We start from the raw sequence: 13,667 nt of genomic DNA on the forward strand, positions 1-13,667 counted from the left end.
TATCCTGAATCCGTCCCCATCAACCACCTGGTCCAGGTCGAAGGGACGCCGCTGCACGGCACAGCGGCACTGGATCCGCTGGAATTCGTGCGCACTATCGCGGCGGCACGTATAACCATGCCCCAGGCAATGGTAAGGCTGTCGGCGGGCAGGCAGGAAATGTCGGATGCGGTGCAGGCCCTGTGTTTTCTTGCCGGCGCCAATTCGATCTTCTATGGCGACAAACTGCTGACCACCGGCAATCCGGAGGCGGAGCGGGACAAGGCATTATTTGACAAACTCGGACTGCGTTCGATGTAGTGATTCATAAACATAAACCGGTTAACTATGAAGCGAGGTGGATGAATTAGCAATTGCGGATCTAATTGCGGAATCTAAATTAGTGCCTCATTGCATTTATGCTCATTCATGTTCTATCCCAATAATTTTTAGTCTGCCTGGTCAGGCCTCTTTCATGGTTTGCATAGTTTGGGTAATCGCGTGAATTACGACCATATTATCGACAAGCGCCAGGTGCGCAACGCCTTTGAGCGCGCAGCCCCGGGTTACGACCAGACGGCAGCCCTGCAGCGCGAGGTATGCGAGCGCATGCTGTCGCGCCTCGATTATATCAAACACACCCCCGCTGTTATTCTCGATGCCGGCAGCGGCACCGGCTATGGGACACGGAAGCTGGCCACGCGCTACGCTAACGCCAAGGTCCTGGCAATCGACATCGCCCCGGCCATGCATGTGCGGGCGCGCGGCGCGATCTCATGGTGGCGGCAGTTCCTGGCGGTTTTGGGAAACCAGACCGGGAACCGGCCCGGCTATGTGATTGGCGATATAGAGCAGTTGCCGCTTAAGGATTCCTGCGCGGGGTTGATCTGGTCCAACCTAGCGCTGCAATGGTGCAATGACCTTAATCACACGTTTGCCGAAGTGCACCGAGTACTTCAAGCCGGTGGTTTGTTCATGTTCAGCACTTTCGGCCCCGATACCCTGAAGGAACTGCGCCAGGCGTTTCGCGGCATCGACGAATACAGCCATGTCAACCGCTTTTTCGACATGCACGACATTGGCGACATGTTGGTGCATAATGGCTTCGGCACACCAGTGATGGACATGGAATACATTACCCTGACCTATGACGACGTAGTTGGCGTGATGCGTGATCTAAAGGCCATCGGTGCCCATAATGCCACCCAGGGCAGGCGGCGTGGATTAACCGGAAAAACCACTTGGCAACAAGCGATAAACCATTACGAGACACTGCGCGTGGAAGGGAAACTCCCGGCAACCTTCGAAGTGGTTTATGGCCATGCCTGGAAGCCGCAGCAGCAAAAAACAGTTCTCACGCCTGAAACAAGGCGGAAAATCGGCCTCGCATGAAAGGGCGACTCTGAAAGGGCGGCTCTTTATCTCCTTATGGCAGAAGGTTATTTACCAAGCGCCACGGACGTAGGCAAGACTCGACCCTAGCGAGTTGCGCGTTACAGCATGCTTCTGGCGCGCGTAGTACGGCTGTCGACAAGTAGACAGACGACCAGAATTAGGAATAATCATGTTTGAGAAAGTATTGATTGCCAACCGCGGGGCCATTGCCTGCCGCATTATCCGTACATTGCGTCGCATGGGCGTGAGAAGCGTGGCGGTTTATACCAATGCCGATGCGCTGTCGCGGCATGTGCTGGAGGCCGATGAGGCGTATTGCATCGGCAGTGGAACCGCCGCCGAAAGCTATCTATGCACTGACAAGATATTGGATGCCGCAAAGCATGCCGGTGCAAAGGCAATTCATCCTGGCTATGGCTTCCTCAGCGAAAAGGCGGATTTCGCCGAGCAATGCGTTGCACATGGTATTTGCTTCATCGGCCCCACGCCGCAGCAGATGCGCGCTTTCGGCCTCAAGCATACGGCACGAGACCTGGCTTTGCAGAACCGGATGCCGCTGCTGCCGGGAACCGCCTTGCTGGAAGACGTGGAAGAGGCGCTTCATCAGGCGGTTCATATCGGTTATCCGGTCATGCTGAAAAGTACTGCCGGGGGCGGTGGTATCGGCATGCGTCTATGCTGGAACAGAGATGAGTTGAGCGGTGCCTACGAATCAGTGAAATATCTGGCGCAGAACAACTTCAAGGATGCCGGCCTGTTTCTGGAAAAATACGTCGAGAATGCGCGTCATATCGAGGTGCAGATTTTTGGCGACGGCAAAGGCCAGGTGATTGCGCTGGGCGAACGCGACTGCTCAATGCAGCGGCGCAATCAGAAGGTTATTGAAGAAACACCCGCACCCCATCTGACCCCTCATCTACGCCAGGCTCTGCTGGATGCTGCCGTACGCTTAGGTAAGGCCATCAACTACCAGTCCGCCGGTACCGTGGAATATATTTTTGACGCATCGAGCGGCGAATTCTATTTCCTGGAGGTGAATACACGGCTGCAAGTGGAGCATGGGGTAACCGAAGAAGTGACCGGTATTGACCTGGTGGAATGGATGGTGCGGCAAGCGGCGGGCGAACTGGCGCCTCTGGATTCGTTCGACATCCGGTCGCATGGTGCGTCGATTCAAGTACGCGTATACGCCGAAAATCCAGCGAGAGATTTCCAGCCCTCCTGCGGCACGCTCACTGCGGTGGAGTTTCCGCCTCCGTCCGTGGCGCGTATCGAAACCTGGGTGGAGCGCGGTGTCGAGGTGTCTCCCTTTTATGACCCGATGCTGGCAAAAATCATTGCGCATGCAGCAGACCGTGAGCAGGCCATCGCTAACCTGCTGGTCGCGCTGGATGAGACCGCGCTGCAAGGCATCGAAACCAATCTAGACTATCTTAAACAGATTCTGCGCAGCGCAGCTTTTTGCAGCGGACGGCACACGACGAGCTTCCTGAATGGCTTTCATTATATTGCACATACGATCGACATCCTCAGCCCCGGTGTGCAAACCACGGTGCAGGATTATCCCGGACGGATCGGGTATTGGAATATCGGGGTGCCGCCATCCGGCCCGATGGATGGCCTGGCGTTTCGCTTGGCCAATCGCCTGGTTAATAACGCGGAAGATAAGGCCGGACTCGAGATCACATTCGCCGGTCCGGCGCTACGCTTTAACTGCGAGAGCGTCATTGCGGTGTGCGGCGCCCCCATGGAGGTGCGTCTGGATGGCGAGCCTTTGCCGCAGTGGCGGTCGCATTCGGTTAAAGCCGGCTCCCTATTGCAATTCGGGAAGCTCTTGGGCCATGGCTGCCGTGCCTATCTATCTGTTCAAGGCGGTTTCCATGTACCTGATTACCTAGGCAGCAAGTCTACTTTCACACTGGGGCAATTCGGGGGGCACGCCGGGCGCACCCTGCTTACCGGCGATCTACTGCATATCGAGGCGACGAATAGTCGCGCCCATCGCGTGCTTGAGGAAGAACTGATTCCTCATTACGGCGATAAATGGGAAATTGGCGTGCTGTACGGCCCCCATGGGGCGCCGGACTTTTTTACAGAAGAGGATATCCAGACACTTTTTACTGTTGACTGGAAAGTGCATTACAACTCGAGTCGCAGCGGGGTGCGCCTGATCGGTCCGAAGCCGCATTGGGCACGCAGTGATGGGGGTGAGGCGGGGCTGCACCCGTCCAATATCCACGACAATGCATACGCTATCGGCGCGGTGGATTTTACCGGCGACATGCCGGTGATACTCGGTCCGGATGGCCCCAGCCTGGGAGGTTTCGTTTGTCCGGTGACTATTGTCCATGCCGAATTATGGAAGATGGGGCAACTTAAGCCGGGAGATAGCGTGCGTTTCTGCCGAATGTCGGTGGAGCAGGCGCTTGCGCTGGAAAAATTGCAGGATGCAACTATCCAACATCTTCGGGTGCCGAAAATTCTTCCCGCATTTCCCAAGCCAGGCGGCGCAATGGATAGTCCTGTCCTGCATTGCATTCCGGAAAATTCCCAACAGGTGCAGGTGGTGTATCGCCAGTCCGGCGACAAAAATCTGCTGGTCGAATACGGGCCGCCGGAACTCGACCTCAATCTGCGTTTTCGTGCGCACGCGCTGATGGAGTGGGCGCAGGGAGCTCTTGATGCCGGCCGCTTCAAAGGGATTATCGATCTGACGCCCGGCATTCGCTCGTTGCAAATCCACTTTGATTCGCGTGTGCTGTCGCGCGACAAGCTGCTTAAAAATCTCATTGCCGCGGAAAAGAAATTGCCTGCAATTGAGCAGATGGAGGTGCCGACGCGTATCGTGCATTTGCCATTGTCATGGGATGATGGGGCAACGCGGCTGGCGATTGAGAAATATATGCAGTCGGTGCGTAGCGATGCGCCATGGTGTCCGAGCAACATCGAATTTATCCGCCGGATCAACGGGCTGAACAGCGTCGAGGAAGTGCAGCACATCCTGTTCGAGGCAAGCTATCTGGTCATGGGGCTCGGCGACGTATACCTAGGCGCACCAGTGGCGACGCCAGTGGATCCACGCCATCGCCTGGTTACCACGAAGTACAATCCGGCACGCACCTGGACTCCTGAGAATGCGGTAGGTATCGGTGGCGCGTACTTATGCATATATGGCATGGAAGGCCCGGGCGGTTATCAATTCGTCGGACGCACTGTGCAGATGTGGAACCGGTATCGCCAGACAGCCGACTTCAAGGATGGGAAGCCCTGGCTGCTGCGTTTCTTCGATCAGGTGCGGTTTTATCCGGTAAGTGAAAGTGAGCTGCTTAAACTGCGCAAAGATTTTATCACCGGGCACTTCAAACTGCGCGTGGAAGAGACCACATTCAGCTTGAAGCAGTACAACGCCTTCCTGCAACGCAACGCGACATCGATCAACGCTTTTAAAGCCAAGCAGCAGGCCGCGTTTGAAGCCGAACGCGACCGCTGGACGGTGGAGGGCAAAGTGGAATACATCAGCGAGATCACTCTGGACGAGTCGGATACGCAGAGCGAACTGGAGTTGCCGGACGGTGCGCAAGCCGTCAGCGCGCACGTCACCGGCACGGTATGGAAACTGCTGGTAAAGGAAGGGGATCGCATCGATATGGGACACCCGGTTCTGGTGATCGAGTCGATGAAAATGGAATTCGCGGTAGATGCGCCCGTCAGCGGCATCGTGCGCCAGCTATTCAGCAAGGAAGGTGGGCATGTGTCAGCTGGACAAGTATTATTCATCATTCAGCGTTAGGTTTAGCGCAGCGGATCATTGCCGGCGGCTATCGCCGGGATGCCAGTGAGACTGCCTTATTCCTACGTCGCAAATGGTTTTGCAAGCCGATCCCGGATTGTGTGAGCCACCTAATTCATCCAAGGAAGGTGCGTGAGCGCGAGGAGGCGCACAGCGGTTACTTGGACATATATCTTCATATATTTAAGTAAAACATTTTCTTATTGAAGGAAACCTGAAATGGGCCGCGGCGAACGAGAATTAATGAAGGAGGGACTTGGAGTTGATAAATTACAAAAACATGAAAGTTTCTATAGCTTAGGTCGCGATCGCCTATTGGCAAGGGCGGAAATTGCCGCCGAGCGTTTCAAGGAGACCAAAACGTTCGAATTTCCAACTTGGCAATACGGCGGGCCGATCGGTACGCTTTTCAAGCTCGAGGTCGAGGACTGCCCCCAATTTGGCGACAGTGCGTGGATTGAAATGGACAGCGCACGCACAGCGTTTCTTGCCGTTGATATGCAAGTGGACTTTTGCGGCAGGCACGGGTATGTCGACGTCATGGGGTATGATTTATCCTTCACTGCGTCGGCCCTTAAGCCTGTTAGGGATTGCCTCGAAGCAATACGCGGGACTGATTTAAAAGTCATCCATACCCGTGAAGGACATGAGCCGGATCTCTCTGATGCGCCTTTCAACAAGGTGTTGCGCAGCAAGATAATCGGCAAAGGCGTCGGTATCGGTGAGATTCCCGAGGGTGGGTTGGGCAGGTTGCTGGTTCGAGGCCAGAAGAACTGGGATATTCATCCGGACGTTTACCCCGTCGAAGGCGAATATATTGTGGATAAAGCGGGTAAAGGCGCCTTTGGCAGCAGCACCTTGCACATGTACTTAAAAAATCTAGGCATAACGCATATTATCATTACCGGTGTCACCACCGATGTTTGTGTGCATACCATTATGCGCGAGGCTAACGATTACGGTTATTGGTGCACGCTGCTTAAGGATTGCACCGGCGCCACCGACCGAGGCAACTACGAAGCTGCCATAAAATCCATCAAGATGGAAGGCGGTGTCTTTGGCAACGTATCCGATAAAAAAAAGTTTATTGACGCAGTGAATCAGCAGCTTCGCTAAAGATCAACGAAAAACCTTCGTTAACTGATGTAACGAGCAACCTGCCGGACTTGAAGAATCGAAGCGGAAAGATGACTGGGAGCCTTGAGCATGCTATCCTCCTCTTCGCCGCAATTCCGGTGGTTCCAGCCCTGCAGGTTCCAGCCCCGCAGCAACCTTCCATTGCTGATGGTATCTCCTGCAGGCTCTTCAACCTCCTGTCTGGTCCCGCTTAAGAGATATTACCGAGCCGCTTCTGGCTGCGCCTTGCTGCGGCGCAAATTCATCGCAGACGTATCTTTGGCTTTAACAAGTACCAAGCTGCCAGATTGACGGTAAAGAGTCGACGCAAGCAATATTAATATTGCTGAATTTCAACTGCGTGGAACTAAGTGGTTTCTTGGGGGTCACTATCGGCGACAGTGCTATGACTATATTACATGACCCTGCTTCGTGGTCCTTTTCTAAGGGTTTCCCTTACCGAAAAATCATGGTTTCCCCAATATACTCATGACGTTGACTGAGCTAGGATGAATTCAACTTTATTCTAATTGGGTTTATTATTATGAAAACAAAATTAGGAAAATTTTTTGCAGCGCTATCGATGGGAGCGCTGCTGGTTTCGCTAAACCCCGCTGCGATCGCGGCTCATCTCGTTGACGTTCCCGAGATTCGGGGCGCTGCTCCGAATGGGGCAGCTCCCAGCAATCACGAGGCTATAGCGAGATATTATGAAGATGCAGCGACACAGCTACAGGCAAAAGTGAATGAACAAAAGGAGTTGTTGGAGCAGTATGAGAAACAGCAGCTATATGGGTGGCAATCTCATAAATCGAAATCGCAAACACGGGCTTTGATACGCAAATACGAGCAAGCGGCACGATCAAATATGAAAGAAGCAGCCGCCCACCGTCAAATGGCAGCGGGACCTGAAGAACGAAGTTATGCGACGGACGGCCACTTATCGCCCTCCAGAAATAATTGATGTGGTATCAACTGAAGAAAGTGGGATACGCGTATATGGTTTTTGTGAAGTAATTATCAATAAAACTTGACAATGTATCCCATGGTTGGTATTATATCCGTGGATTTGTCTGTTGTATGATCTAGGACTCTGATTATTCGTCCATAAAAAGGAGGACTCTGAATATCTGTCCAGTGTAAGGACTCTGACCATTCGTCCAATAGCAAGGACTCTGACCATCCGTCCGGATTATTAATAGGATAGGAGAAATCAAAATGGTAACGACACTAGGCGCAGCCGGGAATCAGTCGGCTGAAACGATATCAGTATTAAAAGTAAGAGTTATTTTTACGGTTTTATCCCTGCTCGGTTTGTTGGCCGGATGTGCGTCGGTGAATCCGAATGTAGCAGGAAATCCCCTCAGCCACACCTCTATTCGGAACGCCGTACCCCAAGCCGATCATATAGCTATAGCGAAGCATTTTGAAGACACCGCCAGGGAAATGCAGGCAAAGGCGGATGAACAAAAAAGGCTGCTCGAGCAGTATGAGAAAGAGCATCTGTATGGGTGGCAATCCCACAATGCGAGAGCGAATACATTGGCTTTAATACGCAAGTATGAACAAGATGCGCGCTCCAATCTGAAAGAAGCCGTCTCTCATCGTCACATGGCGCGGAAACCTGAACAGAATTACGCCGTGCATGGCACTTTGCAGAGTAATTCGATATTTGGAGAAACGTCCCGCGCGGAAAATAACTGATGTGTTCGTGGATCGTCAGTAATAACGAACCATGAAGCAACTGGTAAATTCAGATGCTTCATGGTTTTTTTCTGTCTTCCATGACCCCTATGAAGCCGTTCACAGTACGGTATCATCATGAGGATAGCGCCAGAGAAATACAGGCAAAGGCGAATGAACAAAGGAAATTGCTTGAGCAGCATGAGGAAGAGCAGTTGATATGGGTGGCAAGCGCGCAAATCAAAATCGCAAGCACAAGCTTTGATCTCGGAAATATGAGCAAGCGGTGCGATCAGAAATGGAGGAAGCGGTCCCTCATCGCTAAATAACATCGGGAGTAGAAAAAGCAATTACGTCATCCACAGAACGGTCATGAGGTGACTTTACCCGATAATTGATGATGCGCTGACCCTGGTTCGCTGATCAGTTCAGAACGATACCATGAAATCAAGTGAGAATTGCCATTGGTCCTTTTGGTTATCAAAGGGCCGATACGGTTGATCAAGGCCGACCACCCTATCATAGCGAATGTTCGGACGTACATTGAAGCTTCGCATCGCTTTCCAATTATCCAGTTTCAATCTTTTCGCTGGTTTCCAGTTCAAGCCTATAGTGGTTTGATAATAATCGGCAGGTGCGGAAGTAATTGGGAAATTGCCTGCATAACTTACGCCTTGGTTGTTGGTGGCAAACGCTACCCGAAGTGGAGAGAGAACGCGGAAACCATCTCTATCCCGGAACCACTCCCCCCTGATGCCTATCGTCAGGTCCTCCAGGAGGTCATAATACAAGTGCGTATTGACGCCCATCCACTGTACATCCTTCTGCTCGCCATTCAGGAGCGCTCCTCCGACGAATCCGTGCACATAATGAGCAACGAAGTGAGTTTTATCGGTAACCCGATATTGCAAAACCGAGCTGATCATAGTCCAAGACTCGTGAGCCCTTGCAGAAACATCACCAAAAGTACCCAGGATATTAAATGAATTTCTCTTATCATCACCGATCCACATAACCCCTCCCGTACCGTTCCAGTTAGTGAGTGCGGTTCTCGTCAAATTACCATCCCAGCCTCCAGTGCCGCTACCCGTAATTGGTCCTCCAATTAAGGACCAATTCTTGGTAACCTTATACTCAAACAATAAACCCATGTGAGTGAACGGATGACCGTTATTTAAGGAATATGCCTTTGAATAAAAGAAAACATCAGGGGCCGGACCGATTTCGTAACCCGATGGTGAAAAGAAATGTCCCGCCTTAATGTTAAGGCCATTTCCAATTGGCACATAGAATTCCAAATAGGCTTGAGGAAGCGCTATGCCATAGGTGCGAGTCGATTTACAGCAAATATCAAGATCCCAACTGCCTCTATTATTAGGTTCGCCGCTGTTCACATCGAAAGCGGGAATGCCGCCTGCTTGGTAATAAATAGCATCCGTGCCGAACATAAAATCGATACGGCCTCCAAAATCCCATGTTTTGCCCTCCGCCACCACGGGGCGCTCCACAAATATATTAAACTGGTTCAATTGAAACCGATTAGCACGATCATTGAAACTGGTAGGACCGTTATATCCATTATCCGGATTACCTGGATTGTAAGTTGCTCCAGCTTGAAACCATCCGCCGAGCGTTATGCCACTTTCTCTAAATAGCGTCAACAAGCTATTACCAGGGGAATTGCCGCTATTAAAATTGGGGTTGCCATTCTTGGCATAGGCGCTGCCACTATTTGCATAGGCGTTGCTTAAATTCAGCGCAAGTAGAAAAAGCAACACACCTGCCAAGATCTGAATATTTATTATTTGGCTTTGCATTTCAATTTCCCCCTATAGCTTTTAAAAAATGATCTATCCGGCATTTACATGGGTTAGAACGTTGTCCGAAAGGTCTTCAAGGAGGGCGTGCGATGAAAACCATGGCGTTGTACCGGCGGCTATTAGAGGTCTGAACAGAGGGGCGAATCGACTTGGACATAGCGCGGGAATAAGTGAAGTACATGCTGGAGTACTGGGGCAGCCAGTAGTTGGCCAGCCTGCACCCAGGCGTGCCGAGTCCATGTGCTGGATGCGGACGCGAAGATCGCGCTGATGCAGATCGGATGGTCACAGCCCTTTTTACTACTGGGGGCGAATGGGATGGTCAGTAAGGACTTTGAGAAAAGTTCCTACAACCTTAATTTGGGAAGGATTTCATTGATAAAATTAACTTTTTGCGGGTGTGATGCGAAGTTAGTATCCTTTTCAATTTCAGAAGCGGTTTTACGGTGAGCAACGGCTTCTTTTTCATTTGCCGTCGCAGTTAGCTCATAATTGCGTATTAATGCCCATGTATGTGCCTGAAGGTCCTGTGCGCGTTTACCGTAGAGATAGCTTTTTTCCTCATAATGCTCAAGTAACTGTTTTTGTTCTTTTGCCTTTACCCACAGATCCTTGGCCTTATCATCATGGTATTTTGCTAAGGCCTTATGATTACTCGGGGTTGTGGCATTCTGAATAGCTGCCTGCCTGGCGGGATGTCCCCTGGTTTCGTATGCCCTCATCGACGAGCATGAGGCGAGTAAACCGAGTGCGGACAGCACGCTAAAAACAACTTTTACTTTTTTGCCTAGTGTCGTTACCATTTTGATTCTCCTATCCTATTGATCAAAAAATCATTACTGGACGGATGGTCAGAGTCCCTTTTACTGCCGGACGGATGGTCAGAGTCCTTACACTGGACGGATGGTCAGAGTCCTTTTACCACTGGACGGATGGTCAGAGTCCCTTTTACTGCCGGACGGATGGTCAGAGTCCTTACACTGGACGGATGGTCAGAGTCCTTTTGCCACTGGACGGATGGTCAGAGTCCTTTTGCCACTGGACGGATGGTCAGAGTCCTTTTACTACCGGACGGATGGTCAGAGTCCTTTTACCACTGGACGGATGGTCAGAGTCCTTTTTGCTACTGGATGGACGTTCAGAGTCCTTTTACTACCGGACGGATGGTCAGAGTCCTTTACAACTGGACGGGTGGTCAGAGTCCCTTTTACTACTGGGGGGCGAATGATCAGAGCCCCAGATGTTAGAAAAGATCTGTTTGGGGAAATTCCTACAATCTAGTTCACGTTCTAAAACAAATTTTCCAACTTCAATATCAAACTATAAAACTTTTGGTCTAGCTTGACCTTTATCCGTACTTCTCTAAATTGATTCTCAATCAAATTGCCGTGGGCCAAGAAAGACATTACACGTAGCATGTGTATTAACTATATACGCCAGCATCAATAAAATGTCAAATCCTTTTTAACCGAGTTATAGCTACTTTTAATGCTTGTCCCGCCAACTCTCGCCTGCCGGATAGACATCCGAGGTGCGACAATCCAGATCGGTATTTTTTTCCTTGTTAAATACAAAATATTCCGCCAGCTCCACTCAATTCCGATTCCGGCTTGGTTATGCCGGGAAGCACAGAAACGTTGAACACACTTTCAGTGAGCGCGTCAGAAGCAACTATTGAACTGAGGGTGACGGCCACATCAACGCATCTTCCAAGGCCTCGGTGTCTCCTCGCGCGAAGAAAACTCGCGATTATAAGAACTTGACATGTATTGTTATTCCGTTGTATTTTTCCAATCAATTATATTCTGAAATGGTATCGCATATTTAATTTTTGGAGTAAAGAGATGCCAGTAAAAATAAAAACATTTTTATCAGCCTTATTTGCCATCGGGTGGCTAACCGCCTGCGCTCAGATGAGCTCTCACGAAGCTGGCCGTAATACAAATATTATTAAAGCTGAACAAGATGCAAGGACACCGGACGAACATGTCGCATTGGCAAGGCATTTTGAAGAGGCCGCTAAAGAAATGCAGTTAAAAGCGAATGAACAAAAAAAGTTGTTAAAACGTTATGAGGAAAAACATTATCTGTACGATCGACAGCCTCATGAGCTGGAGGCGCATACCCAGGCTTTGATACTTAAATATGAGAAAACGGCGAAAGCATGTGCGGAGGCAGCCGCAGCCCACCGGAAAATGGCTTCGGAGGCCGCAGAGCTTAAGAAGTGACTACCGTCTGATGGGCTTCCTACAATTCCGCTGCAATAGTGTCCACCTGGGAACAATTTAAATATGTGGAGCCTTTGCTTTCGTCCTGATCGTGCTGCCAAGATGGCTGAGAAATGCTTGAATTCGTTTTTCTCTTCAGGACGCACTTCCAGGCTTACCACCCCGCGATAGTCGGCCCATCGTCGCGGTGTGGATTAGCCGATAACCCAAACCTGCCTACTGCAAATCGGGGTAATATTCCGCCTTGATCCGGTCAACATAATTTCTCAGATTATCCTTTGACAAGGCATGTTCCTTGAGCGGTGATTCGATTGGGCAGCCAAGGGTATTGATCAAAAATCCGAAGGCACTGGCGTCCAGGGTAGTCGGCTGGTCGCCCAGGAAGTATCTCTTTTCTCCCAGACATGCTGCCAGAGCGTCGACGTCCAGCATGCCGAGCTCAAAAATCTCGTTGGGTTTATGCCGTCCGGTGCCGTGCCCGTAAATCTGTTGATTGATCTTGTAACGGTAGATGGAAGCCACAACATCGCGAATGCCGGGCGGCAAAACCCCAAATATCGCTTTCTTATTGACCTGCCAATTTGCATCGGTGTACTGCCACCGCGAATACATGGTCACCCAAAATAGATGTTCCTCGATCAAGCGCTGCATCGCCAGGGAGAGTGCCGCCTCCGCTGAAGTTAAATCTTGATCCAAATCTTTATACCTGGTTTTAAAGTGCCGAATGATAAAACGGGAATCAGCCAATTTTAGATCGCCATCCTCGATATAGGGCAGCTTGCCCTTCGGCGCAAACAGCGGAAGCGTTGTTTTGATATCATATTCGATCCCTGCCATTCTCAGATATGTCTCTGTTTTACAGCAGAAATGGCTTAGGTTTGGATTTCCCCAGGTACGCGCAAATTGATAAAGCATCAACATCAATGCCTCCGCCATCGGTTTGGATACGTATAATAACTTGCAATTCACCAGCGACTGTAGCTTAGCTTAATATGTTGCAAAGTGCAAGTTACTGTATTACATTATTTCATTGGCGCGACTCAACAGGTGGATCATGACAGGCGACCCCAGGGCATTAGAAACATCAAAAGCAACGTCAGACCAAACATCAGGCGGGAAATTGGCCTTTGAGCGGTCATGCTGTCCCATTACCAATGGGCTGGATATTTTCGGTGACAAATGGACGCTGCTGATTATCCGCGACCTGGTATTGGGTAAAAAGCGTTATCAGGACTTGATATCCTCACCGGAGAAAATCGCTTCAAATATTCTTGCGGATCGGCTAAAAAAATTGGAAACCGCCAGCCTTATTACCCGACGCGTTTACCAGCAGAAACCCGTGCGCTACGAGTACATTCTGACAGAGAAGGGCAAGGACCTGAAGCCCGTATTGGAAGCGATAAGCAGATGGGGGCGGGAGCATTATCCTGGTGCTGCGGTGTTCCCCGCTGTTGAGCCTCGCTAGAATACTATTAACGCGAAGCCCTATTTGCCATGTCCTGCTTGTACCGCTGTCGTGCTGCCTCTTCTTTGAGTGCGGCATCTACTTCCCGCATGACACTGCCCACATTGGCCGGTTTCTCGTTGTGCTCGAAGTGCCCGCTCAACTTGCTCTCCGGATGCAGCTTGCCGCTCTGGTAGAGTGACCATATCTCC

11 protein-coding genes and 1 pseudogene are annotated in these 13,667 nt (G+C 50.7%); 8 read left to right on the forward strand and 4 right to left on the reverse strand.

All coding sequences use genetic code 11. The features are described from left to right. The 6 genes and pseudogenes from BLP45_RS14085 to BLP45_RS14110 form a co-directional block, all read left to right on the forward strand. Positions 1–300: pseudogene (locus BLP45_RS14085) on the forward strand (biotin synthase BioB); the annotation flags it as partial. A gap of 180 nt (positions 301–480) precedes the next feature. After that, positions 481–1,371, forward strand: a complete 891-nt coding sequence (gene bioC / locus BLP45_RS14090) for a malonyl-ACP O-methyltransferase BioC (protein ID WP_090373137.1) — start codon at positions 481–483, stop codon at positions 1,369–1,371. A gap of 172 nt (positions 1,372–1,543) precedes the next feature. Beyond that, complete coding sequence (uca, locus tag BLP45_RS14095; protein WP_090373127.1) at positions 1,544–5,164, forward strand: urea carboxylase; 3,621 nt, start codon at positions 1,544–1,546, stop codon at positions 5,162–5,164. Positions 5,165–5,383: 219 nt separating this feature from the next. After that, positions 5,384–6,280 carry a cysteine hydrolase family protein gene (locus BLP45_RS14100; protein WP_218117997.1) on the forward strand — a complete coding sequence of 299 codons (897 nt, stop codon included), beginning with the start codon at positions 5,384–5,386 and terminating at the stop codon, positions 6,278–6,280. 544 nt (positions 6,281–6,824) lie between these two features. After that, positions 6,825–7,244: a hypothetical protein gene (locus tag BLP45_RS14105; RefSeq protein ID WP_090373128.1), complete on the forward strand. Its 420-nt coding sequence runs from the start codon at positions 6,825–6,827 to the stop codon at positions 7,242–7,244. 254 nt (positions 7,245–7,498) lie between these two features. Beyond that, positions 7,499–7,984 carry a hypothetical protein gene (locus BLP45_RS14110; protein ID WP_090373129.1) on the forward strand — a complete coding sequence of 162 codons (486 nt, stop codon included), beginning with the start codon at positions 7,499–7,501 and terminating at the stop codon, positions 7,982–7,984. A 407-nt stretch (positions 7,985–8,391) separates the two neighbouring features. On the opposite strand, the gene BLP45_RS14120 is transcribed toward BLP45_RS14110, so the two are convergent. Continuing rightward, positions 8,392–9,780, reverse strand: coding sequence for a porin (locus BLP45_RS14120; protein ID WP_090373131.1), 1,389 nt, complete (start codon positions 9,778–9,780; stop codon positions 8,392–8,394). 350 nt (positions 9,781–10,130) lie between these two features. Then, positions 10,131–10,586, reverse strand: a complete 456-nt coding sequence (locus BLP45_RS14125) for a hypothetical protein (RefSeq protein ID WP_090373132.1) — start codon at positions 10,584–10,586, stop codon at positions 10,131–10,133. A gap of 1,041 nt (positions 10,587–11,627) precedes the next feature. On the opposite strand from BLP45_RS14125, the gene BLP45_RS14130 reads away from it, so the two are divergent. Continuing rightward, the gene (locus BLP45_RS14130; RefSeq protein WP_090373133.1) at positions 11,628–12,011 is read left to right on the forward strand and encodes a hypothetical protein; all 384 of its coding nucleotides are present in this window, start codon (positions 11,628–11,630) and stop codon (positions 12,009–12,011) included. A gap of 216 nt (positions 12,012–12,227) precedes the next feature. Here the strand turns inward: BLP45_RS14130 and BLP45_RS14135 are convergent, their stop codons facing one another. After that, on the reverse strand, positions 12,228–12,947 hold the full coding sequence (locus BLP45_RS14135; protein WP_371128763.1) for a glutathione S-transferase family protein: 720 nt from the start codon (positions 12,945–12,947) through the stop codon (positions 12,228–12,230). Between the two features lie 184 nt (positions 12,948–13,131). Between BLP45_RS14135 and BLP45_RS14140 the strand changes: the two genes are divergently transcribed. After that, positions 13,132–13,476, forward strand: coding sequence for a winged helix-turn-helix transcriptional regulator (locus tag BLP45_RS14140; RefSeq protein ID WP_256327848.1), 345 nt, complete (start codon positions 13,132–13,134; stop codon positions 13,474–13,476). A 7-nt stretch (positions 13,477–13,483) separates the two neighbouring features. Here BLP45_RS14140 and BLP45_RS14145 read toward each other — a convergent pair. Further along, on the reverse strand, positions 13,484–13,667 hold a 184-nt coding region (locus BLP45_RS14145; protein WP_090373136.1), incomplete at its 5' end, for a hypothetical protein.

This window comes from Nitrosospira sp. Nl5, assembly GCF_900102495.1.
GTDB lineage: Bacteria > Pseudomonadota > Gammaproteobacteria > Burkholderiales > Nitrosomonadaceae > Nitrosospira.